At 42.3% G+C, this 23,830-nt stretch carries 19 protein-coding genes and 7 tRNA genes; 7 read left to right on the top strand and 19 right to left on the bottom strand.

Features of this window, described 5'->3' with window-relative positions; translation table 11 throughout:
• Positions 1-173 precede the first annotated feature (173 nt).
• The 4 genes from HC733_RS18990 to HC733_RS18975 all read right to left on the bottom strand — a co-directional run bounded on the left by HC733_RS18990 (position 174) and on the right by HC733_RS18975 (position 7,823).
• The gene (locus HC733_RS18990; protein ID WP_190366570.1) at positions 174-4,997 is read right to left on the bottom strand and encodes a FimV/HubP family polar landmark protein; all 4,824 of its coding nucleotides are present in this window, start codon (positions 4,995-4,997) and stop codon (positions 174-176) included.
• Between the two features lie 277 nt (positions 4,998-5,274).
• Positions 5,275-6,291 (bottom strand): aspartate-semialdehyde dehydrogenase, encoded by a 1,017-nt coding sequence (locus tag HC733_RS18985; protein WP_190366569.1) that lies wholly within the window; start codon positions 6,289-6,291, stop codon positions 5,275-5,277.
• A 1-nt stretch (position 6,292) separates the two neighbouring features.
• Entirely contained in the window at positions 6,293-7,426 is a 1,134-nt protein-coding gene (locus HC733_RS18980; RefSeq protein ID WP_190366568.1) for a 4-phosphoerythronate dehydrogenase, read from the bottom strand.
• A gap of 94 nt (positions 7,427-7,520) precedes the next feature.
• A complete protein-coding gene (locus HC733_RS18975; protein WP_190366567.1) occupies positions 7,521-7,823 on the bottom strand; it encodes a DUF6419 family natural product biosynthesis protein in 303 nt (100 codons plus the stop codon).
• A gap of 283 nt (positions 7,824-8,106) precedes the next feature.
• Here HC733_RS18975 and fadE point away from each other — a divergent pair, with 283 nt between their 5' ends.
• Positions 8,107-10,566: an acyl-CoA dehydrogenase FadE gene (fadE, locus tag HC733_RS18970; protein WP_190366566.1), complete on the top strand. Its 2,460-nt coding sequence runs from the start codon at positions 8,107-8,109 to the stop codon at positions 10,564-10,566.
• A 55-nt stretch (positions 10,567-10,621) separates the two neighbouring features.
• Here the strand turns inward: fadE and HC733_RS18965 are convergent, their stop codons facing one another.
• The 11 genes from HC733_RS18965 to dnaQ form a co-directional block, all read right to left on the bottom strand.
• Positions 10,622-11,683, bottom strand: coding sequence for a DUF6136 family protein (locus HC733_RS18965; RefSeq protein WP_190366565.1), 1,062 nt, complete (start codon positions 11,681-11,683; stop codon positions 10,622-10,624).
• A 14-nt stretch (positions 11,684-11,697) separates the two neighbouring features.
• A complete protein-coding gene (locus tag HC733_RS18960; protein ID WP_190366564.1) occupies positions 11,698-12,279 on the bottom strand; it encodes an ABC transporter ATP-binding protein in 582 nt (193 codons plus the stop codon).
• 171 nt (positions 12,280-12,450) lie between these two features.
• Positions 12,451-12,527, bottom strand: a tRNA-Asp gene (locus HC733_RS18955).
• Between the two features lie 41 nt (positions 12,528-12,568).
• Positions 12,569-12,645: transfer RNA gene (locus tag HC733_RS18950), tRNA-Asp, on the bottom strand.
• Between the two features lie 27 nt (positions 12,646-12,672).
• Positions 12,673-12,749: transfer RNA gene (locus HC733_RS18945), tRNA-Asp, on the bottom strand.
• Positions 12,750-12,777: 28 nt separating this feature from the next.
• Positions 12,778-12,854, bottom strand: a tRNA-Asp gene (locus tag HC733_RS18940).
• Between the two features lie 30 nt (positions 12,855-12,884).
• Positions 12,885-12,961: transfer RNA gene (locus HC733_RS18935), tRNA-Asp, on the bottom strand.
• Positions 12,962-12,998: 37 nt separating this feature from the next.
• Positions 12,999-13,075: transfer RNA gene (locus HC733_RS18930), tRNA-Asp, on the bottom strand.
• Positions 13,076-13,102: 27 nt separating this feature from the next.
• Positions 13,103-13,179, bottom strand: a tRNA-Asp gene (locus tag HC733_RS18925).
• Positions 13,180-13,277: 98 nt separating this feature from the next.
• Positions 13,278-14,624, bottom strand: a complete 1,347-nt coding sequence (locus tag HC733_RS18920; protein WP_190366563.1) for a TIGR03503 family protein — start codon at positions 14,622-14,624, stop codon at positions 13,278-13,280.
• Between the two features lie 14 nt (positions 14,625-14,638).
• Entirely contained in the window at positions 14,639-15,346 is a 708-nt protein-coding gene (gene dnaQ, locus HC733_RS18915; RefSeq protein ID WP_190366562.1) for a DNA polymerase III subunit epsilon, read from the bottom strand.
• A gap of 70 nt (positions 15,347-15,416) precedes the next feature.
• On the opposite strand from dnaQ, the gene rnhA reads away from it, so the two are divergent.
• A complete protein-coding gene (gene rnhA / locus HC733_RS18910) occupies positions 15,417-15,881 on the top strand; it encodes a ribonuclease HI (protein WP_190366561.1) in 465 nt (154 codons plus the stop codon).
• Position 15,882: 1 nt separating this feature from the next.
• Here the strand turns inward: rnhA and HC733_RS18905 are convergent, their stop codons facing one another.
• Entirely contained in the window at positions 15,883-16,641 is a 759-nt protein-coding gene (locus HC733_RS18905; protein WP_190366560.1) for a class I SAM-dependent methyltransferase, read from the bottom strand.
• Positions 16,642-16,693: 52 nt separating this feature from the next.
• On the opposite strand from HC733_RS18905, the gene gloB reads away from it, so the two are divergent.
• Together gloB and HC733_RS18895 are read left to right on the top strand one after the other, a co-directional pair.
• Positions 16,694-17,461 carry a hydroxyacylglutathione hydrolase gene (gene gloB / locus HC733_RS18900; RefSeq protein WP_190366559.1) on the top strand — a complete coding sequence of 256 codons (768 nt, stop codon included), beginning with the start codon at positions 16,694-16,696 and terminating at the stop codon, positions 17,459-17,461.
• 85 nt (positions 17,462-17,546) lie between these two features.
• Positions 17,547-19,115: a LysM peptidoglycan-binding domain-containing protein gene (locus HC733_RS18895; protein ID WP_190366558.1), complete on the top strand. Its 1,569-nt coding sequence runs from the start codon at positions 17,547-17,549 to the stop codon at positions 19,113-19,115.
• 28 nt (positions 19,116-19,143) lie between these two features.
• Here HC733_RS18895 and HC733_RS18890 read toward each other — a convergent pair whose 3' ends face one another.
• From HC733_RS18890 to HC733_RS18880, 3 genes are read right to left on the bottom strand one after another with little or no spacing between them, the layout of a single operon-like run.
• Positions 19,144-19,587, bottom strand: coding sequence for a flavodoxin (locus HC733_RS18890; RefSeq protein ID WP_190366557.1), 444 nt, complete (start codon positions 19,585-19,587; stop codon positions 19,144-19,146).
• On the bottom strand, positions 19,587-20,321 hold the full coding sequence (gene truC, locus HC733_RS18885; protein WP_190366556.1) for a tRNA pseudouridine(65) synthase TruC: 735 nt from the start codon (positions 20,319-20,321) through the stop codon (positions 19,587-19,589). The genes HC733_RS18890 and truC overlap by 1 nt, the downstream gene beginning before the upstream one ends.
• Positions 20,315-20,692: a YqcC family protein gene (locus HC733_RS18880; protein ID WP_342366037.1), complete on the bottom strand. Its 378-nt coding sequence runs from the start codon at positions 20,690-20,692 to the stop codon at positions 20,315-20,317. The genes truC and HC733_RS18880 overlap by 7 nt, the downstream gene beginning before the upstream one ends.
• A gap of 85 nt (positions 20,693-20,777) precedes the next feature.
• Between HC733_RS18880 and HC733_RS18875 the strand changes: the two genes are divergently transcribed.
• From HC733_RS18875 to HC733_RS18865, 3 genes are all read left to right on the top strand, one after another.
• Positions 20,778-21,806 (top strand): DUF3549 family protein, encoded by a 1,029-nt coding sequence (locus tag HC733_RS18875; RefSeq protein ID WP_190366555.1) that lies wholly within the window; start codon positions 20,778-20,780, stop codon positions 21,804-21,806.
• Positions 21,807-22,109 (top strand): DUF3301 domain-containing protein, encoded by a 303-nt coding sequence (locus tag HC733_RS18870; RefSeq protein ID WP_190366554.1) that lies wholly within the window; start codon positions 21,807-21,809, stop codon positions 22,107-22,109.
• Positions 22,110-22,181: 72 nt separating this feature from the next.
• Positions 22,182-23,213, top strand: coding sequence for a S66 family peptidase (locus HC733_RS18865; RefSeq protein ID WP_190366553.1), 1,032 nt, complete (start codon positions 22,182-22,184; stop codon positions 23,211-23,213).
• Positions 23,214-23,830 lie beyond the last annotated feature (617 nt).

Below are 23,830 nucleotides of genomic sequence, written 5' to 3'. Positions count from 1 at the left end.
ATGGACAATGCCCATTCAAAACTGGCGTCAGGCGATGAGTCGATTTATTATCGAATTCGAGGAACGCCTCGAAAGACATATCAACTAAATGGCAGTTACACAGAATCTGTTACAGGGTCCAAACCGAGCTAGTACAACTAAGTACTATTCAGTAACGCTCGTGACACTATTATCTATACATGGCCTTTTATCTGAGTTTTTAGTGCACTAGCCTCTTGCTGAACACCATCAGGGCCATTGTTCAAAACATCTTCAATCACTTCATTTGCGGCATCATAATCTTCGATTTCGATGTAGGCCCGTGCTAAGTCTAATTTTGCTGAGTACCCTTGTTCTTCCAAGTCTACATCGGTGGTATTTTCACCAGCAAGCATGTCATTAAAATCCGCCAATCCAACGTCCATATTAGGCTCTGCGTAAGGTTCTTCATCTAGTTCAAAGTCATCGCTTTGAGCAAGCAATTCATCGATATCTACGAATTGTTCATCATTGTCTTCAACTTCTTTACCATCGATGTTCTCATCAACGTCCTCTTCTGATAGCAACGATGCAAAGTCCACATCGACCTCGCTTAAATCACTTACCTCAATTGGCTCAGGCTCAGCAAGTTCATTGAGCAAAGAATCAAAGTCTGATTGTGTAAGATCAGACATAAAATCATCTTCTATAGCGGCTTCATCTATTTCGAAGTCACTTAAAGATTCATCATCACTGAGCTCATTAATTTCAGACAAAAATGCATCGGGACCGTCATCGTCAGTTTCTAATTCAAACTCAGGCAATGACTCAAGGTCTTCGTCATTTAATGCTGTTTCGCCACTATCAGCATCTTCGTTCACTAATGGAATATCGAGTTCATCTTGAATATCACCTGTAAGCTCAGGCTCTTCTTCAATAGATGCTTGCGCTGCTTCATCATCAAACTCAGCTAATGACTCTAAGTCGATTTCATCGTCTGACTCTTCATCAGACATTTCATTCGTTAATGGCTCATCTAAATCGTCTAGAATATCACCTGTAAGCTCAGGCTCTTCTTCAATAGATGCTTGCGCTGCTTCTTCATCAAACTCCGCTAATGACTCTAGGTCGATTTCATCGTCTGACTCTTCATCAGACATTTCATTCGTTAATGGCTCATCTAAATCGTCTTGAATATCACCAGTAAGCTCAGGCTCTTCCTCAATAGATGCTTGCGCTGCTTCTTCATCAAACTCCGCTAATGACTCTAGGTCGATTCCATCGTCTGACTCATCGTCAGCCACTTCATTCGTTAATGGCTCATCTAAATCGTCTTGAATATCACCAGTAAGCTCCGGCTCTTCCTCAATAGATGCTTGCGCTGCTTCTTCATCAAACTCCGCTAATGACTCTAGGTCGACTCTATCGTCTGACTCATCGTCAGCCACTTCATTCGTTAATGGCTCATCTAAATCGTCTTGAATATCACCAGTAAGCTCCGGCTCTTCCTCAATAGATGCTTGCGCTGCTTCTTCATCAAACTCCGCTAACAACTCTAGGTCGATTTCATCGTCTGACTCATCGTCAGCCACTTCACTCGTTAGTGGCTCATCTAAATCATCTTGAATATCACCAGTAAGCTCTGGCTCTTCTTCAATAGATGCTTGTGCTGCTTCTTCATCAAACTCCGCTAATGACTCTAGGTCGAAATCATCTTCATCTTCGTCCAAGTCTATATCGAATTCATCAAGCTCTTTTTCAGATAAGCTTTCATCTGCCATAGCATCAGCCAAGCTTTGCTCCGTTTGGCTAACGACAGGAGTCTCATCATCCAATTCGAGCTCTGGATAGCTATCTAACTCAATACTGGGTTCAACGATATCCTCAAGTTCTTCCTCATTACCTTCCTCTAACAAGTCAACATCGTCTGCTAGAGGATCATCACCAAGTGCTATTTCTTCTTGCGGTTCGTGTGCATCATCCCAATCATCAAGCTCCTCGTCATCTAGCTCATTGAGCAAGTCATCTACACTTTGTAATTGAGAAATATCAAGATGACTGTCTTCTTTGCGCTCAGGTATTTGCTCATCATCTTCGATATCATCAAGTGATACATCAAACTGACTTTCACTGAGTTCAGCAGTTTTTAACTCTTCCTCAAGCGCTCCATCGTCTTCGATTTGTGCTTGCTCAGGTTCTTCATCTGGCTCTTCTTCAAGCAAGCTGTCGATATCATCTAGTTCAGGTTCAGGTTCGACTTCAGGCTCTTCCTCAAGCGCTCCATCGTCTTCGATTTGTGCTTGCTCAGGTTCTTCATCTGGCTCTTCTTCAAGCAAGCTGTCGATATCATCTAGTTCAGGCTCAGCCTCTTCCTCAAGCGCTCCATCTTCTTCAATTTGTGCTTTCTCAGTTGCTTCGGCAGGCTCTTCTTCAAGCAAACTGTCGATATCATCTAGTTCAGGTTCAACCTCAGGCTCTTCCTCAAGCACTCCATCTTCTTCAATTTGTGCTTTCTCAGTTGCTTCGGCAGGCTCTTCTTCAAGCAAACTGTCGATATCATCTAGTTCAGGTTTAACCTCAGGCTCTTCCTCAAGCACTCCATCTTCTTCGTTTTGTGCTTGCTCAGGTTCTTCATCTGGCTCTTCTTCAAGCAAGCTGTCGATATCATCTAGTTCAGGTTCAACCTCAGGCTCAGCCTCTTCCTCAAGCGCTCCATCGTCTTCGTCTTCTTCAATTTGTGCTTGCTCAGGTTCTTCATCTGGCTCGTCATCCAGCAAGCTGTCGATATCATCTAGTTCAGGTTCAACCTCAGGCTCTTCCTCAAGCGCTCCATCTTCTTCTGTTTGCACTTGCTCAGGTTCTTCATCTAGCTCTTCATCGAGCAAGCTGTCGATATCATCTAGCTCAGGTTCAACCTCAGGCTCTTCCTCAAGCACTCCATCTTCTTCGTTTTGTGCTTGTTCAGGTGCTTCGGCTGGCTCTTCTTCAAGCAAGCTGTCGATATCATCTAGTTCAGGTTCAACCTCAGGCTCTTCCTCAAGCGCTCCATCTTCTTCTGTTTGCACTTGCTCAGGTTCTTCATCTAGCTTTTCATCGAGCAAGCTGTCGATATCATCTAGCTCAGGTTCAACCTCAGGCTCTTCCTCAAGCACTCCATCTCCTTCGTTTTGTGCTTGTTCAGGTGCTTCGGCTGGCTCTTCTTCAAGCAAACTGTCGATATCAGCAAGTTCAGGTTTAACCTCAGGCTCAGCCTCTTCTTCAAGCGCTCCATCTTCATCACTTTGCGATTGCTCAGGCGCTTGCGCTTCTTTTAGCAAGCTGTCGATGTCATCACTGTCAGATTCAGATACTTCATCGATCAAATCATCAATGTCAAAATCATCTGAGTCTTCTTCACGATCCTGCTGCGCTTCAAGTAAATTATCGATGTCATCAGGGTCAAGTTCTGGTTCTGAGGCTTCATCAATCAAATCATCGATGTCGAAGTCATCTGAGTCTTCTTCGCTAGCTTGCTGCCCTTCAAGTAAATTATCGATGTCATCAGGGTCAAGCTCTGGTTCAGAGGCTTCGTCAATTAAATCATCAATGTCAAAATCATCTTCTGCTTCTTGCATGCTATTGTTACTTTCAACAAGAGCATCAATATCTATATCATCTTCTTGCTGATCATCAGCTAGCTCTTCGCTTAAAGCAGCCAGCGCATCATCACTAACGTCTAACTCTTCTTCGTTCAGCTCTGAACCTTCATCAAGCATGCTATCTATTTCTGAAGCACTTAATAAATCATTAGTATCGCCGTCTAAGTCCAACGACACTTCATCACCAGCGTCTGAGTCCTGCTCATCAAAATTTTGCTGTAAAAAGTCATCTAGATCTTCAGGGATATCCGTCTCATCTGTTTCATCGTCAAAAACAATATCCTCATTAAGAAGACTATCTAACTCGTCCTGATCTAGATCACTGTTCCCCTCTTCAAACGTATCTTCATCTAAAGTGTCAAACATAATGTCATCATCTTCAGGTAAAATGTCATCATCTAGCTGCACACTGTCTTCGTCACCAGGTTCGCTAAAGGCAGTCGGCATACCGGAAGGTGTCCCAGAGGGCATTCCTAAATCAAGAGGATCACTTGCTGCAGCAGATTTTTGCGGCAAAAAGTCTTCATCACTGTCGCTTTGTTGATCTTGCTTTCTTTTACGCAGGAAGAATATTCCCCCGCCAATTGCTAACAGAGCAGGCAAGGTTGCGAGCAAGGCTAATACAATCGGATTACTTAACGCAGAGCCTATATCAAAGCTGTTTTGAGCTTGTTTTTTTTGTGCTTCTTGGCGCTCAATCAAAGCCGTTTGCAAGTTGAGAACAGATTGCAACTGCTGTTGAATTTCGCTGTCTTTGCCTAGTTGTTCACGAACGCTTTGCAGCTCTTGTGAGATATTTCCTAGCTGTTTTTTCAGCTTATCATTTTCAACTAAGATTTCTTCTACACTTTTTACTGAATTACGGAACTGCGATTGCAAGTCCATTAGTCTAGAATCTTGCTCTAGTTGAATAGATTTAAGCTGCTTGGTTAGCGCATCTTGCGCTTCTTCAACATCTATTTTGCGTGCTTGCGTAACCTTTTTTTGAGCTTCTTCTATGGTTTGGTTATCCAGCATGCCACTTTTTTTCAACTCCCACAGCTCATCATCCTGATCCGAACGCTGCCTTGCTAACGTGGGGTTTTCTTTGCGGATCTCGCCGATCGTCGGGATTTTCAAGTAGGCACCATCACGCATATGGTTGAGATTTTGATCTAAAAATGCCTGAGGATTCTTTTTATAAAGCGCGCTCATCACCTGATATATCGTGACAGAATCATCAGGCCTGACTTTTTGAGCGATACGCCAAAGGGTATCGGAAGGTTTTATTGGTCCAATTGATCGACCTTGCTGCCCATAATCAACACCTTTGGGCCCCTTTATTTGAGGCTCTTCTAGACTGCTGACTGGCAAGGTGATCAATGTGAAGACAAAGATACAAAAAACGACAAAACCGCGCATGTTGGTCCTTTCAGTACTATGTTCAACATTATTTTTTGCTAAACATCAAAATGTTGCTAATGAGTGCTACTGCAAGCTCTATTCCAAGTTCAAACTATAAACCAGTTATCAGGGAATATCCATTGCAACGCATTGAAAATTAACATGCTTATAATAACTTATGACGACAATTCTATTGTTTTACATGATTAGGTGAGTCAAATGTCTGACATTGTTGCCTTTGTTGTGGCAAACAGGGGCAAAGTACTGCCACATGACAGTACTTTGTTAAGATAATTTAGAGGTAATTTGCTACAAGCTCTTCTGCAATTTGTACACTATTAGTTGCAGCACCTTTGCGAGTATTATCTGATACAATCCACAAGTTTAAGCCAAGAGGATGTGATATATCTTGACGTAAACGTCCAACATATACAGTGTCGTTACCACTAGCATCACTAACTGGTGTAGGGTAATCTTGCTCATCTTCAATTAACTCAACACCCGGCGCGTCATTGAGAAGTTGCTTTATATGTTCAATATCATATGGCATACGGGTTTCGAGATGCACCGCTTCTGCATGACCAAAAAACACAGGAACACGCACTGCTGTTGGGTTTACCATTACACTGCTATCACCAAGAATCTTTTGTGTTTCCCACACCATTTTCATTTCTTCTTTGGTATAACCATTGTCTTGAAATGCATCAATTTGTGGGATGACATTAAACGCTATTTGTTTGCTAAAAACTTGGCTATCCACTGGACGAGCATTCATTAAGTTAGCCGTTTGCTTAGCTAGTTCGTCAACCGCCTCTTTGCCAGCTCCTGATACAGCTTGATATGTCGAAACATTGATACGGTCAATGCCATATGCATCGTATATTGGCTTCAATGCTACGAGCATTTGAATAGTAGAGCAATTTGGGTTTGCTATGATATTTCGATTGCGAAAGTCAGCCAAGCTAGCAGCATTCACTTCAGGAACAACTAAAGGTACATCAAAATCGTATCTAAAGTGTGATGTGTTATCTATTACAACACATCCCGCTTCAGCAGCAATGGGGGCATATTTTTCAGACACACTGCCACCTGCAGAAAACAAACCTATATGTGCTTGAGAAAAATCAAACTGCTCAACATCAATAACTTCAATCTTTTCACCACGAAAATCAACTTCTTCGCCAGCGCTTCGACTACTCGCTAACGCGAATAGTTGGTCTACAGGAAACTTTCTTTCTTCAAGCGTTTCAATAATTTGACGACCCACTAAACCAGTAGCACCGAGTACCGCCACATTGAATTTTTGCGACATATCAATCCTCATTCTTTTCAATTACGTTAAAACCTAGCTTTGTTAAAACATCCCCATGCTCGCTTATATTTTCGATATTAAGCGTACTAAATTCTCGTCTCGGAGGATAATTTTTACGGAGGTTATCAAAGCCATAACTGGCTAAATTAGTTCGCATTAACCCGTCATCTCTGCGAATGTCATAAACCAGATGTACCAAACGCCCTAAATCTTGTTCAGTGAGTGTTTTTTCCGTCCTACATTTAGTCAATGCAGGTACTGGCAAAAATGTTTCGAGCTGTTTGTTAGCTGGCTTAGCCAGAAGTTCACATAGACCATCATATAACATTTGGGTGCCGCGCGCCTTTCCTTCTAAGCTGTGCCCGGCAATATGCACACTGGCAAAGCGAGTATATGGCAACAACTCTGTCAAAATATTTGGCTCGTTTTCCCACACATCAAGCACTAACTCTAAGCGTTGGCCATTTTGTAAAACGCTCAATAACGCTTGATTATCAATAACATCTCCGCGGCTTGCATTAATGATCAGCGTATTGTCTTTAAGCTTTTTTAAGCGACTTTCATCTAGTAAGTGATATGTTTGGTGCTCACCTTGCTTTACCAAAGGGACATGAAAACTCAGTATGTCAGCTGTGCTCAAGACGGTTTCAATATCAACATGCTCTGGCAAGTCGCCTTGCTCATATCTAAGAGGATCGCACAATAGGATGTTGACTCCCGTGAGCGCTAGCTTCTCTTTTAAACAATTGCCAATATTTCCAACACCAACAATACCAAGCGTTTTCCCCTGCAAACAGGTATCGGTTTCCTGTGCATAGGCGTAAAGTGCGCTAATAACATACTCTGCAACGGCAATTGCATTACAACCAGGGGCATTGGAAAATGCAATATCACGTTGAGCGAGCAGCTGAGTATCTACATGATCAATACCAATGGTTGCAGTGCCAACAAACTTTAGCTGTTTTGCATGCTCTAACAAGTCTGTATTTACTTTCGTCACTGAGCGGATAAGTAAAACGTCGACGTCGTGTAATGATGATGCCTGCAAATTGCGACCATCGAAACGCCTAACTTCACCCAAATCAGAGAAGAACTCTTCTACTAAAGGCATATTCTGGTCTGCCAGGATCTTCATTTAATATTCCAAACTGTGCTCGGGACCGATATTGTATACCTAAGCCATGTTAAAATGCGAGTTCCGGCGTTTATTAAAGCCCTGCCATTTGTTGCTATTGACCTTTTGTCTTAAGTTTGTGAACACCCACTGCAATACCCGAAAACATGGCCATAAGTAACAGCAAAACGGTAAAGGTTGTGGTTGTTTGTTCTGGTAGCATTAAAATTGGGCTCATCAACACTGCCAATACATTAAAAAAAGCCAATATAAGTGCCATGTGTAAATGACCGTGATACCCATACCAAGCACTTATTAAACAGCAAAATAGATTAAAAAAAATTGCAGGGGTGTATAAGTTTAACGACATCCATGTAGCAAATAGTGAAACAAACACCATAACGAGTGAACTGATCATTTAAGGTTCCTTCCTTAAGTTTAATCCCTCTAAAACAATAGGCATTGATACATAAATTGCAACCGTTAAACGTCCTAATAATTTTCTTTTTATTTACACCAAAAACACATACTGGCAATTAGCCGCTACAACACGAATTTTCTGGCTTGTGCCTATTTTTAAATATCCTGAACTAAATTAAGCCTTGTTTACTAGAGTAATTGGAGCGTTTTTTCTCTTGAAATGATTTGCCTTAAAGGCTAGTCTAGTCAAGGTGGTCAGACCTCTTATAAGGAAGAACAACATGACACTCTTATTCACTTTAGCTTTGATAGCGTTACTTGGCTTAGCCAGCTATCACAGAGCAAGCTGGAACGCCTCCATTGGTGTTGCAGCTATTACGTTACTTGTAGGCACCTTTTTTGGTGCGTTTGGCGCTTTTTCATGGCTAATATTTTTAGCTATTGTAGTGCCTTTATCCCTTACAAACATTCGTCAACAATATATCGTTGCTCCGCTTTTTAAAGCATTTAAAAAAGTCACTCCTACCATGTCTGAAACCGAGAAGTCAGCAATTGATGCGGGAACGACTTGGTGGGAAGCAGACCTTTTTTGTGGTAATCCCGATTGGAAAAAACTGCACCAATATCCTCAGTCTAGATTAACCATTGAGGAGCAAGCTTTTCTAGATGGCCCTGTTGAAGAAGTATGCGCCATGCTAGATGATTGGAAAGCGACTCATGAGCTAACTGACCTGCCTGAAGATGTTTGGCAATATTTAAAAGACAATAAATTCTTTGCCATGATCATCAAAAAGCAATATGGTGGTTTAGAGTTTTCTGCTTACGCCCAATCTTGCGTGTTACAAAAATTGACCAGTAAATCAACATTACTTTCATCAATTGTTGGTGTACCAAATTCGTTAGGTCCTGGTGAGCTTCTGCAGCACTACGGTACGCAAGAGCAAAAAGACTATTACCTACCTAGGCTTGCAAAAGGCCAAGAAATTCCTTGTTTTGCACTAACCTCTCCAGAAGCAGGTTCTGACGCGTCAGCAATTCCTGATTTTGGTATTGTTTGTAAAGGCGAATGGGAAGGTAAAGAAACGCTGGGTATTCGACTAACATGGAATAAGCGTTATATCACGCTTGCTCCTGTTGCAACCGTACTGGGCCTAGCCTTTAAACTACGCGACCCAGATGGATTACTTGGTGATAACAAAGAGCCGGGTATCACCTGTGCGTTAATTCCAACAAACACGCCAGGCGTTAAAATAGGTCGTCGTCACTTCCCGCTAAACGTGCCATTCCAAAATGGTCCTACGCAGGGTGAAGATATTTTTGTGCCTATCGATTACATTATCGGTGGACCAAAAATGGCTGGACAAGGCTGGCGCATGTTGGTTGAGTGCTTATCTGTTGGCCGAGTGATCACACTGCCTTCGAATTCAACTGGCGGTATTAAGTCACTGGCATTAGCAAGTGGTGCATACAGCCGTATTCGTCGCCAGTTCAAACTACCTATTGGTAAAATGGAAGGTATTGAAGAGTCTTTAGCTAAGCTTGGCGGTTATGCCTATAGCACAGACGCTGCGGTAAGCATGTCTACCGGAGCTGTTGACTCAGGTGAAAAACCATCTGTTGTATCAGCAATATTGAAATACCATCTTACCGAACAAATGCGTGCCTCAACGATGCATGCAATGGATATTCATGGTGGTAAAGGCATATGCTTGGGCCCTAATAACTATTTAGGCCGAGGCTATCAAGGTGCGCCAATTGCTATTACGGTTGAAGGGGCAAACATCTTAACCCGTAACATGATCATCTACGGTCAAGGTGCCATTCGCTGTCATCCATTCGTTCTTGCTGAGCTCAATGCAGTCAACATGGAAGACAAGCAAGCTGCGTTAGAAAGCTTCGATACTTCATTAATGGGTCATATCGGTTTCACGATTTCAAACCTAGTTAGAACTAAATGGTTGGCCCTAACTGGCGCGCGTTTCATTAAAGTTCCTTACAACGATGAAACAGCAGTGTTTTACCGTAATGCAAGCCGCTACAGTGCTTCATTAGCGCTTATGTCTGACATTTGCATGGCGGTATTTGGTGGCTCACTCAAACGTAAGGAGCGAATTTCTGCACGTTTAGGTGATTTATTAAGTTATCTATATTTAGTGTCAGCAACGCTTAAGCGTTACAACGACGAGGGTCGCAAAAAAGAAGACCTACCATTCGTGCAATGGAGCTGCCAAGAACACCTATATCTTTGTCAACGCGCCTTAGCAGACTTAATTAACAATATGCCATCCGCAGTACTACGTGGCATGTTGAAAGTATTGCTATTCCCATTTGGCCGCCCAGTTCGTAAACCAACTGATGAGCTTGAGCACAAAATTGCTCACTTGCTGCAAACACCGAACGAATCTCGCGAACGTTTGTCTGCACACATTTATCTAAAAGATGAGCCTTTAAACATTTTAGGTAAGCAAGAGCAAACACTGCGAGACATTCTTGAAGTAGAACCACTGTTTGACAAAGTTTGTCGTGGTAAAGGTCAAAAGTTACCATTTATGCAACTTGATAAAGTGGCGCAAATGGGCTTAGATGCAGGCATTTTAAATGAAGATGAAGCGGCAAAACTCAGCGCAGTTGAAGCTAAACGTCTAGCGGTTATTAATGTCGATGATTTTGACCCCAGTGAACTAATGGCAGGTCAAGCGGCGACAAAGCAAAGCGCCAAAAAAGGGGCTAGCGCAGCTTAATTCCCTTACATTCGTTTGATGAGTCAAAGCCAGCTTTTAGCTGGCTTTTTTATTATTAAGCCAATACCTTGAGTAAGTATAAGGCCATAACAAGCACACCCCAACATATCGCTAGATGTTTTGGTTTATTAGCGGCGCACCACTGTATAAATGGCGCAAAAAACAGCGTTATCAATACATACATGTCAAAATTGAGCAATATTACAGAGATGAGCCAACAAAGTAGGTATAAGCAAAAAATTAATATATGTTGAGTTGTCACCGCCCTATCATATTGTTGAATGCTTAGCCAAAACAAGCGATGTTCTTTAAGGTACTTGGCAGTTTTCAAACATAAACTCCCCCACAGCAACAGCGCTATTGAGGAAATCATCGGCGTGTACCAATGCAATAGCTCGGGCCTTTCATGGCCTATAACAAACGCTCCCCAAATAAACAAAAAGCTAACCGAAAATCGCCATGTTAAAGACCAAACATGACTCACCCCATATAACAGCCAAAATACCCAAGTGCACATTTTTTTTGGCTGGTAAGTGAAACTCACGGGCTTAATAAAACAGGCCAGTAACAATGCCATGTTAATGCTAATTAAATAAACCGTAGCCGGCATCTGTAGCGCCAGTGCAAAGACTAAAGCATAGACAACACCCTGCTGCCGATAAAACAGCGCAATGGCAAAACTAACCTGTGTGGCGATGAATAAGATTAAATGTGGCGCTCTTGTAACCTTTTCCATCCCCATACTGATGGCTAAGACTAGAGACATCCATAACGGCACGTGACTCCAAAGCACTAGCGTTATATCAGCAAGGTGCTGTTTACGCTTGTTTGGTAGCAAAGAAAGATGGAAACGTCTGTGCGCTGAGTCCAAAACAATGGGTTTTAATACGCTCAGGAGCAAAGTTTGCAATAAAAGGTAGCCCCAGATCACGTTGTTTGCAGCTTGCATTGAGTCATTTTGTACAATTCGACCAAGGCCAAAAAACAAAGCGCTGATAAGACCTGGCAGAAAAATATAAAACAAAGTAGAAATCATCAAGGCAAACTGCCGTATCTGCCTACCAAGCTCCCTGAGAGCATATCGATATGCATGAACGCGATACTGAAAATAGTTCATAAGAGTACCTACATTTAGCGAAATAACGGCTGTAAAACAAAGCCTACATCCAAAAATGGTTCAGGTTCATGACTGCTTATCAAAACATGCCCTTGAAAATCACTTAACCACTGACAGATCACATCAACACCGTGCTTATCAAGCGCGGCACTTGGCTCGTCTAAAATAAGGTATTCAGTGCGGCGCATAATTGCGTTCAGAAGTTGTAGCTTCTTATTATTTCCTGAAGATAAATCACCAACACGAGTATCCAAAAAAGGCGTAAACCCTAGCTGCTGTGCAAAAGATAGGGGCAACTCACACCGCCAAGCATGACTAGCCATCGATAGGATTTGCTGTGCGGTTAAAAATTCAGGGAATATCACTTTGTCTGAAGCTAGTGCGACTTGTGCTTGTAAGCTCTTTACACACTGGCCTGATAGTAAGATTTCACCCGAAAAATGAGGGTCTAACCCTGCAATGAGTGTGAATAAGGTTGTTTTACCTAAACCATTTGCGCCCGTGACACAGGTCTTACGATGGGAAAACTGATTATGGTATTTGTGAAACACTTGCTTATTGGCAAACTGCTTATTGAGATTTTTGATTTCTATCATTTAAACTTCCTTTTTTTGGAAGTTTATCAGTTTAGAAATGGATTTTGAGCGCTTTTTCGTTACAAACTATGTCGAGTTTTACTGAATAAAAATAGATAGTTAAGTTTTAAAAACACTAAAAATAAATATGTAAATAATGAAAGGATTTTAACTTAGAAAGTATTCATGAGGTGGCGGAGTGGACGGGACTCGAACCCGCGACCCCCGGCGTGACAGGCCGGTATTCTAACCAACTGAACTACCACTCCGCAGTGGTATGTGTTTATAGAGCATCCTCTTTGATATCGAATGGCGGAGTGGACGGGACTCGAACCCGCGACCCCCGGCGTGACAGGCCGGTATTCTAACCAACTGAACTACCACTCCGCAGAGATATCATTTTGTTATTTGCATTGGCGGAGTGGACGGGACTCGAACCCGCGACCCCCGGCGTGACAGGCCGGTATTCTAACCAACTGAACTACCACTCCACTGAGCAAATAAGGGCGACTAAAACATTGGCGGAGTGGACGGGACTCGAACCCGCGACCCCCGGCGTGACAGGCCGGTATTCTAACCAACTGAACTACCACTCCACGGTGTGTTTTAATCTATTGTTTTCCTATTGGCGGAGTGGACGGGACTCGAACCCGCGACCCCCGGCGTGACAGGCCGGTATTCTAACCAACTGAACTACCACTCCACGTAAGGAATATGTGCTTTTAGCACGATGTAAGATTTGGCGGAGTGGACGGGACTCGAACCCGCGACCCCCGGCGTGACAGGCCGGTATTCTAACCAACTGAACTACCACTCCAGCACTACTTACAAATTGTTGAATAATTGGCGGAGTGGACGGGACTCGAACCCGCGACCCCCGGCGTGACAGGCCGGTATTCTAACCAACTGAACTACCACTCCACATTATTCGTGCTATCAGAGTGCTCCCTGACAGCGGCGTGAATAATACGAATCGACCCCATGAGAGTCAACAGTTTTTTTGAAAATAACCCGCTTTTTTAGTCATCTGTCATCGAAAGGTTCAAAATATCACCTGATTTATCATTTTTTGAGCCATTTTCATCAGGCTTTTGTTGTTCAGGTTTTCTTTCTTCAGTCGCTTTTTCTTTTGCTTTGAAAAAAGGCAGCTTAATATTCAGTTTTATTGGCTTATTTTGCACCACCACTCTAAAAGCAAGCCAACCAATTAGCAGAACGAATAAATTCCCAACCACAATAATACTCACCACCATAGTGGTGTTTACCTCAGGCTCTGGTTCAGGCTCTGGAATTAACACCGTTTGGATGGGCATTGCCAACTCTGGTACTTTCTCAATTGGACGCTCAATTTCAAATTTATATATGGGCAAAGTAGCCATAAATTCACGTCCGTTGATATTTTCACCAAACGCCGAAATTTCTACACTATATCTACCCCAGTCATAATTTTTTATTGGTAGCGTTCTGTATAAGCGCTCTTTTGGGTTAATGGTAAATGGCTGCTCTTCACCATTTGGGTAAAAAATCTTCCCCTGAAAAATCACAGACTCAGGCTTGACCGTTTGGTTATCAATTTTGATAGTTAATTCGTGATCAAACTCGTCACTCTCAGAAATGTTCAATTCGTAATTAAACGGAGGCTCAGCAATAATGATTGGTTTTGCCACAACTTTGCGTTTCATTAAGGGCGTTTCAATATGAAACTCAGGACGCCACTCCCCTGCAGGAAAAGTTAATTTGAACTCTCCAGTAAAAATACCATCCATAGGACGTTCATCAAACTCTCGACCATCGTCTTTAAACTCGGTAACGCTTTGGGTACCCGCACCAAAATTGTCATAGGCATCATTATTCGTGCTCACAAAGTCAACGACTAAGGTAACAACTTCTCGAAAATAGCCTACATCAATAGGCTCACCGTCATTGGTTACTCTGCCAGTCACTTTCAGCGTTTCGCCTCTAAAAATCAGCGGTGGTAGAGGCTCAACCTTAAGCTCTATATCACCAATGACCATAACTCGACTATCTGGCTGAATATTACCGATCACCTGCCAAGGACCAGGAGTGGGGTTGCTTATTACTATTAAGTCAAAGCTGACTTCATCATACCACTGCAACGTATCGTCGCGCAGCGCCTGTGTAGCGTAGATCTTACTACCATCGGGTTGCACTAAAACAACTGCTGGAGAGCCGGGTTTGCGAAAAAAAAGTAACGATATTTTGTCAACTTTATGGTCAATTCTAAAGCGGTTATCTAACAGCGGCACTTCATTTGAGACACCATCACGCTCTAAAACAGTGACCAAGGGAGCCGCCATAGAGCAAGTCGTTAACATCATCATGAGCCCAAGCCAAAACCGCTTCATATCTTGCTACCTCGTTACTTTTGCCACAACGTGTTACCGTCTTTATTAACCACTTGCAATCTAGCTTCATGGGCCTGTAGCTCTTCAGCTGACGCACAAACTACTCTTAGTTTTGGTCGATTTGATGATAACCGACGGATATTACTGCCATCATCTTGCTCATTTGACTCATTGCCAGATGCTAAATTCAGTTTAACTTGACCTCCTGTCATACCCAGATAAACGTCGGCTAAGATCTCAGAATCCAGCAAAGCGCCATGCAAAGTACGCTTAGAGTTATCGATATCATAGCGTCGGCAAAGCGCATCAAGGTTATTCTTTTGACCTGGGTGCAAATTACGCGCCATTACCAGTGTATCTAATACTTGGCAGTACTCGTGTGTTGCTGGAAATCCGTGATTAAGCATAGCAAATTCATTGTCCATGAACCCCACATCGAACGGTGCGTTATGAATAACCAGTTCTGCACCCTTTATGTAGTCAAAGAACTCTTGTGCTATTTGGCTAAACAAAGGCTTGCCGCGCAAAAACTCATTCGTGATACCGTGAACATCAATCGCTTCTTCTTCTATCTCACGCTGAGGATTGATATAAACATGGAAGTTATTGCCAGTTAAACGGCGGTTGATTAATTCTACACAGCCTATCTCAATGATCCGGTGCCCTGCTTTTGGATCAATCCCCGTCGTTTCTGTATCTAGGACTATTTGCCTTTTTAACATATCGTCTGACGCCCAACTTTGTTATGGTTAACCATTATTAGTTACATTCTACATAAAAACAGGTCTATTCGTGCAAAAAACAGTAGAGATTTATACCGATGGCTCTTGTCTTGGCAATCCAGGGCCCGGTGGCTATGGCGTATATATGTGTTATCAGGGCCATGAAAAACAATTGTCTCAAGGCTATTCCTTGACAACCAATAACCGAATGGAAATGTTAGCTGCCATAGTGGCACTTGAAACGCTCAAAAGACCGTGTCACATCATCTTGTACACAGATAGCCAGTACGTCAAGCAAGGGATTGAGTCATGGCTGGATAACTGGAAAAAACGCAACTGGAAAACAGCATCCAGAGCACCGGTTAAAAATGTAGATCTGTGGAAAAGATTAGACGCAGCGTGTCAGCGTCACACAATCGAATGGCGCTGGGTAAAGGGCCATAGTGGCAATAAATACAATGAGCTAGTAGATGACTTAGCGCGTGAAGCAGCCTCATCGAGTGTGCTTGAGATCGATGAAGGCTACCAAGCATAAACTATGATTTATTAGTCGTAGAGCGCGTTTGTGATAAGCGCGCATTTTTTACCGCTGGCGCCCATTTAGGTCTTGCATGCCATTTGGGTTTAATGGGAGTCAATGGCGCAACACGTTTTCGAGCAACCAATAAATAACAACTCCCCATTGGCTTTAAATAATGTCGACAGAAGCGTCTCCAAGGTGCAAAACGCGACAACCGACTGCCCCTTGCCAAAGATGAATGGATAAAACGCTCATCAGCTAAGATTTCAAAGCCCAGTAAATCTAACCAATCCTTCACTCGAGAAGGCGTAAAAAAACGCCCTGACCAAGGGAGCTTTTCTCGACTAAACGGCAATACGCTCGCCAACCCGCACAAGCTAAAAGGGTTAAACCCGCTAATAACAATATATCCACCCGGTATTAAGGTACGATGGGCTTCGCGCAAAATGTGGTGAGGATCAGAATGGTATTCAAGGCTTTGGCTTAATATACATACATCGACACTGTGCTCTGAGAAGGGTAACTCATCAATTTCAGCTACTACGCCAACATGCCCTAATGCATGAGGTGAAACACAGACTTGATGTTTAATAGTGCTTTTAGATGTATCAATCTGCCCACTGAGGCTGCCTAATTTAAGCATATGATACCCAAACATTCTCGGTAGCCATTTGCCTACTCTTCTTTCGATCCCAATGCGTAGATAGTCCCCATGTGGGAAGTCTTGCCATTCAAGAGGCTTTGGGCCCTGTTGAAAACTTAAGGCTGGTTTCATCAAGTTTGCTCGTTATACTAATGCTAACACTCACTTTATAGAGCAATTTACTATGGTGCAAGTCGAGCCTATCAAAGCTTTTACTGACAATTATATTTGGGCTATGCGCGATACCGAAAACAACCATGTTTGGGTTGTCGACCCAGGACAAGCTGACCCTGTAATCGCTTACCTCAATCAAAAACAAGCTATCTTAAAAGGGATTTTAGTTACCCACCACCACTGGGATCACACCAGCGGCATAGCAACATTACTAAAATCTGCGCCGACAATAGCCGTGTATGGCCCTAGCAACTCGCCTTTTGTTGGGATCACTCATCCGTTAATAGAAGGTGACCAAATTAATGTGCTGGACGTACAACTTCGTGTTATTGAAACCCCAGGACATACTCTTGACCATATTTGTTACTTAAGTGATACGTTTTGCTTTACAGGAGATACGATTTTTAGTGCTGGTTGTGGGCGCTTGATGGAAGGCAGTGCTGAACAAATGTGGCACTCACTTTGTAAGTTTAATGAGGTACACGATGATACATTGATGTACTGCACCCATGAGTACACATTAGCAAACTTAGCATTCGCCAGCGCCGCCGAGCCTGATAATAGTGATATTCAAGACTATAAAAAATGGGCAGAGCAACAAGTAAGTAAATGCACACCTACACTACCAAGTACGTTTGCCAAGGAAAGAGCAGTTAACCCCTTTTTACGTGCAACTTTGGAACAAGCAAAAGCAAACATCCCACATCAGCTAAGTGATGACCTATCTGAACCTTGGAAAGTGTTTCGTGCACTTAGGGCTTGGAAAAATAACTTCTAGTCACTAGGCTATACTAATCACTTTTAATATATGTACTTAACAGGTAGTATTGGCGGGTTTTTGCTCGAGTAACAGAAAATTGTCTATGAATAAATTGTCTATTTCCCTCGTTTTGATGGCTTTGTTAAGCGGTTGTCAAAGCATTTCTGATTTTGATAAATCAACAGAATTGACCGCATCGCAACTTAACAGCGCGAGCCCTGCAGAGATCAGCGATACCTTACTCAATGCAAGCCAAGACCCCATGGAAGTCGATGAGCCACCTCCTGTTTTTGATGACGTATGGGAGCGCATTCGCTATCAACTTTCGATAGACGTTCCGCAGAATCGCCCTGTGGTTGCTGAGCGTAACTACTATCAGCGCCATCAAGCCTATTTAGACCGTATTTCCAAACGAGCTGAACCCTATTTATACTTCATCGTTGAAGAGGTTGAAAAGCGCCAAATGCCCATTGAAATAGCGCTTTTGCCTATTGTAGAAAGCGCCTTTGACCCATTTGGTTACTCTCACCGTAGCGCATCTGGCATTTGGCAATTTATGCCAAAAACTGGAGAAAGATTTAACCTTAAGCAAAACTGGTGGTATGACGGCCGAAGAGATATTGTGCAATCAACTCGAGCAGCCCTTGACTATCTTAGTTACCTGCACAAAACACTTGAAGGCGACTGGCTTAATGCCATTGCTGCCTATAACTCTGGTGAGGGGCGACTGTTAAATGCCATTAGAAAAAACCGTAAAAAGCATCTTCCAACGGACTTTTGGTCTTTAGATTTACCCAGCGAAACCACAGCCTATGTACCAAAATTGTTAGCCCTGTCTGATTTGTTAAAGCGACAAGAAGAGTTTAACGTCAGCTGGAAGAAAATAATCAATGCGCAAGTGGTTGAATCTGTTGATATAGGCTCTCAAATTGATTTAGCACTCGCAGCAGAAATGGCAGATATTTCTCTTACGGAACTTTATAGATTAAACCCAGCATTTAACCGCTGGGCAAGTGACCCTAATGGCCCTCATTCGCTACTCTTACCGGCGGACAAAGTAGACACTTTTAAAGAAAGGCTTGCTGCTACTGACATTAAAGACCGTCTGCGTTGGCAACATTACGCCGTTAAAAAGGGCGATACGCTATCGGTGATCGCGGCAAAGTTTTCTACTAGTGCCAGTGCCATTCAATCATTGAATAAACTAGACTCACACATCATTCGAGTTGGTCAAAACTTGCTGGTGCCTATCAGTGATGGGGAGTTAAAAAGCGAGCATTTACCCGCTAGCGTTAGAAACTCGATTGCAAAAACACAGCGCGCTAAAAAGATCCATGTTGTGACCAATGGTGATACGTTGTGGGATATTAGCCGCGAATATGATGTCACTATCAAGCAACTTGCAAGCTGGAATAAACTAAGACCTAGCTCTATTTTACGACTAGGACAAAAATTAACTGTCTACCAACAAGCGCAAAATGAGCAAGTAGTAAGTAATACGAGCAACCGCACTATTACTTACAAAGTAAGGCGTGGTGACTCGTTAGCGAGAATTGCCTCAAAGTTTAACCTGACTATCAAAGAAATCGTTCAATGGAATGATTTACAAGGCCAGAAATACCTTTATCCTGGGCAAAAACTAAAACTTAAAGTGGATGTAAAAAGTTCATAAAAAAAGCGCCAAATTGGCGCTTTTTTTATTATAGTTGTGCAGCCCAAAGCATAAGCCATGGAGCGGCTGGTTCCCATGGCTCAAAGTGCTCACAGGCATCGATATCTAGTCGTTCAACAGGTATCGTAGCATTTAACTCTTTTACTAACGCATCGACTTGTTGACCCGCACCGCAAAATGTTTCACCATAACTGCTATCACCTAATCCAATAACTCCCACCTTTTTACTGGTTAGCATCGGAAATTGACTTTGCATTTGTTGAAACAAAGGTTGGATGTTGTCCGGTAAATCTCCCGAGCCCGTTGTTGAGGTTATAAAAAGCACGTTATCCGCACTTTTTAGTTGCTCAATATTTCCATCCTCAAAAACAGTTGCATCATGACCAAGACTAATTAGCTTATTTTTTACTTCTGCCGCTAAGTTATCGGCATTGCCATACATACTGCCCACAAATATTGATACTGACGCCATTATTCATAATCCTTTTCTGTCGTAGGCCAGCCTAATTGTTCGCAAATAGATAACATTTGCTCTCCAAGGCGGGCTTTAATCGTTATTGTCTCTTTGCTGTAAGGATGAACAAACTTCAGTGAAGTTGCAAACAGCATTAACCTTTGCAGTGAGAAATGTTCAAAAAAGAAGTGGTTATGCTTATTATCACCATGGTTTACATCACCAATTATTGGATAAGACAAATGCTTTAAGTGCCTGCGGATTTGATGCTTTCGACCCGTTTTTGGAAAGCACTCGACTAAGCTGTAGCGAATGCTTGGGTACTTGCCAAAAGGAATAGGTAAACTTGCTTGGTATAAACAATTAAACTGAGTTTGCGCCTCTTGTGGCGCTTTATCTTGATTAGCAAATTTGTCTGCAATTTTGTCTAACTCTTCTTTGAGAGGCTTGTCTAAAAACACCGACTCGGGCGCAAAGCCTCTGACCAGGGCAAGATAGCGCTTTTCAATGTTGCCATCAATAAACACTTGGTTCATATCTCGTGCAGCTTCAGAGCTTAAAGCAAATAGTAAAACACCTGATGTTGGCCTATCCAATCGATGCACGGGAAATACGTGTTGGCCAAGCTGATCTCTGAGCATTTGCATGGCAAATTGGGTTTCTCTTTTGTCTAAAAAAGAGCGATGCACCAGTAAACCCGACGGCTTATTAATCGCCACATAATTTTCATCCTGATAGACAATCTCTAGCATATGTCACCTTTAGATAAGCTGTTATCAATGCTCTCTAAAACTCTCAGGATTACCTTATAATTTGCTTGGTCGCGCAAAGTCATTTGCGCCATGGGTGTTAATGCAATATTTGAAGGTAGAGGTAAATCTTGCGCAATTAAAGCCAGCATTTTAGGTATAAACACAAACTGTAACCATTGCTCAAATTGCAGCGTGTCACAGCAAAAAGGCTGTGTTGATTGTAATAATTGCGGATCTATCGGTGTCATTTGCCATAGCTTTGCACTAGCCAATGCTTGCTCTAAATTCTCTAGCAGCATATGAATATGTTGATGTAGGTTAACTTGCACGACTAAAACTCTTGCGTTCGTATATGCGGCAATTATACCCAAATAACCCGCCTTTACACAGAGCTTGCTTATCAGCAAGCATAATTATGGGTATAATCGTCACCCAAAATAATCAAGTGAGTGAATCATGACAGCGCAAATTTCTACTTTAGGCGAACTTTTGAGTGCCGCAGGCACACAATGGCGGGTATATGACATTGGCAGAAGAATTACCAAAATAGACAAGCAACAATTTGCGCAAATTGAAGCCGCTCAAGTGCCTTATCCATTTCCTCTAGCGGGACACGCTCTGGTTGCTATTCAATTTTGGGATAACCACGCAACTGTTGACCCATATGTTTGGTTTTTAAAACTACCTTTGGATGAACAAAGCAAACTCGTTGTAGCCAGTCGAGATCACTTTGTCAGCATGGTACTAGAGGCGCTAGGAACTGAACTAACGGGTGAACAAGCGGATGGAAAGCTTGATAATAATCCTTATGTTTTTACGCCTAACGCAAATAAGCTCGCGGCGTTTAATGCACTATTAAAAAGGGAATTAAACCGCCCTGCCTCACAATACTACGAATATAGTGAGCTGTATTTTGCAGGCAAATTACCACAAGATGCATGGCAAAGTATGGCGGTACAAGGCATTGCAGATTTTGCTTTTCGCTTAGATCATGGACAAAACAATGCAAACCTGCAAAAAAGTTGGCCTTCACTTCCCCTTGAGGTGAAGCAGCCACTCAGTGCTATGCTCGAACATATTGAAATAAATACCGTCTTTTCAGAGCAGCTACAAAGTGCGATAAAAACCTGTATCGAGCAACAAAACCTGAGCGAGCTAATTTGTAATTTAAGAGCTCTTTCGGGCAGCAAAGCTAAAGGCTTGGTAGCACAAAGTGTAGATCTATTACTAAACAGTGAGTATCGCTTAGAAGCTGACATATTACTCACTTTAGCGGGCCGTTGTTGGGAAGTATTTATTGACCCAGAACTACTATTTAAATTTTTGGATTGTGCAGCAAAAAATCAGCAAATAGAGGGGTTATTTGCCAGTATTTTTGCAGATTTAGTTGCAATTCCAACACTTCGCCCACATGTTTTAGCTATTCTAAGAGCAGAAAACCGCAGTGATGAACTATCACGCGCAATTGGTAGGTTATTTTCGTAAATGGCAACACTTTGGCTTTTTATTATTTTAGGTGCGATCATTGCGCTGTTTTGGACAAGCAGACAAGCGGCTGAAGCAGCCAAAGATCATGCCCAACACCAAGCAGATAGGCTGCAAGTACAGCTTATAAGCGTTGCCTGTGAAAGACGTCGTCTCGGCATTCTAAGAAACGGCAAGCCAGGAATAAAAAGCCAATTTACCTTTGAATTTAGCTCTGATGGAGAGAGTGTTTATCAAGGCACATTACACTTAGAAAATAGCCGACTTGTTAAAGCAGATATTCCTCCTCATAGACTAGCTTAACCATTTAGCTCATTGTCTTAAAAAGAACTAGCTGATAACCTTCAAGTCATTAACTATAAAGGATATATAGCTATGATAAAACCTAGCTGTCTAAGTGAAAAAAGCACACTCGCCATCGTCTCCCCCTCATGGGGAGGACCTTCGGAATTTCCACACATATACCAAAAAGGTTTACAAAATCTCAAAGCACTTGGCTTTAACATCATAGAATATCCAAGTGCCACGATGGACGATAAAGCACTATTTCAAAACCCCAAGTTGCGCTCTGATGATATTAACGCTGCATTTAAAAATCCTGAAGTTGATGGCATCATAGCCACTATTGGTGGTTCAGACTCAGCCCGCATACTCAAATATCTTGATATTGAGAACATAAAGAAAAACCCTAAGTTATTTATGGGCTTTTCGGATACCACCAGCATCACAACCACACTAAACCAAGCAGGGTTAGTCACGTTTAATGGCCCTTCTGTGATGGCGGGCTTTGCTCAATTGCATAACTTTGATAGTGAGTATCAAAATTATATTCGCCGCTTTTTAACATGTAATCCAAATATACAACAGCTACCTACATTTGATTTATATAGCCACGGTTACCCAGATTGGACTGATAGTGAAAATACGGGAAAGCGCTCCGAGCTACTAAAAAGCAGAGGCCCTCAAGTGTTACAAGGTAACAAACCAGTAACAGGCAGATTGTTTGGGGGGTGTATTGAAGTCCTAGAAATGCTCAAAGGCACTCAGTACTGGCCGAGCGCTGACTTTTGGCAAAATAAAATACTCTTTTTGGAAACCTCCCAAGAGAAACCTTCAATTGACTATGTGCGTTACTGGTTACGCAATTATGGTGTGATGGGCGTGTTTGATAAGCTCAGTGCCTTGCTCATTGGCAGGCCACGAGACTATAGCGAAGAGGAACAAAAACAACTGGAAGATACGATAATCAGCGTTGTTAAAGAGGAATTTGGTAACGAGCAGCTTGCCATCATCGCTAATCTAGATTTTGGCCATACTGATCCGCAAGTTATTTTACCTTTGGGCATTGAGTGTCAAGTCGATACGAGCTCAGGCAAATTAACGTTACTTGAACATGTATTCATCTAGCCATGAAGGAGTTGTGCGAAGAAAAGCACTACTCCTTATTTTCGTTCGCCAACTTAGTGTCCTGTAAAATATTGATAACCTAATTCAGCCCACGAGTTATCAAACCATCTAATTTTAGCGACAATTCGATAGGGCGAGTCAAATAACAAACCGCTCTCCCCCTAAAAGCCCCCCTGCAAACAGCATGTAGTTTCCATCACTTAACTCCACTAGCGTGAAATAGCATCAGACGAACGCTTAGAGGATTTGAATTTTTTCATAGCAATAAATGGCTTACTTGTGAATAGTGAACAGCCAAAGCAAGGTTTCGAAAATAATAAGGCATGCTGTTTTTGATGTTTTTAACTTTAGATTGAGTATCAAAGTTTGGGTTATGCATACATATCGTTATGGTCTACAAAAGCTACATCAGCCTTGTAAGAGTAATGTAGAAAGACAGGAAAATAGCAGGCAGATAGACAAGTAATACCAATCCGCTTAACTAAGTGGTCTTTTTTGAAGACCCTGTAACACATTTTGTGTAACTGCCAGTTTTAAATAACATCTTTTAATCGGTCTTCGAATTCGATCATAAATCGATTCAAGGCCGATTTCCAATTTCTTATCGGCATTGTCCA

The sequence above is a fragment of the Pseudoalteromonas sp. S16_S37 genome (assembly GCF_014694405.1).
In the GTDB taxonomy this organism is placed as follows: Bacteria; Pseudomonadota; Gammaproteobacteria; order Enterobacterales; family Alteromonadaceae; genus Pseudoalteromonas.
Note: the sequence above shows the minus strand (reverse complement) of the source record. Positions and strands in the feature narration are given on the sequence as shown.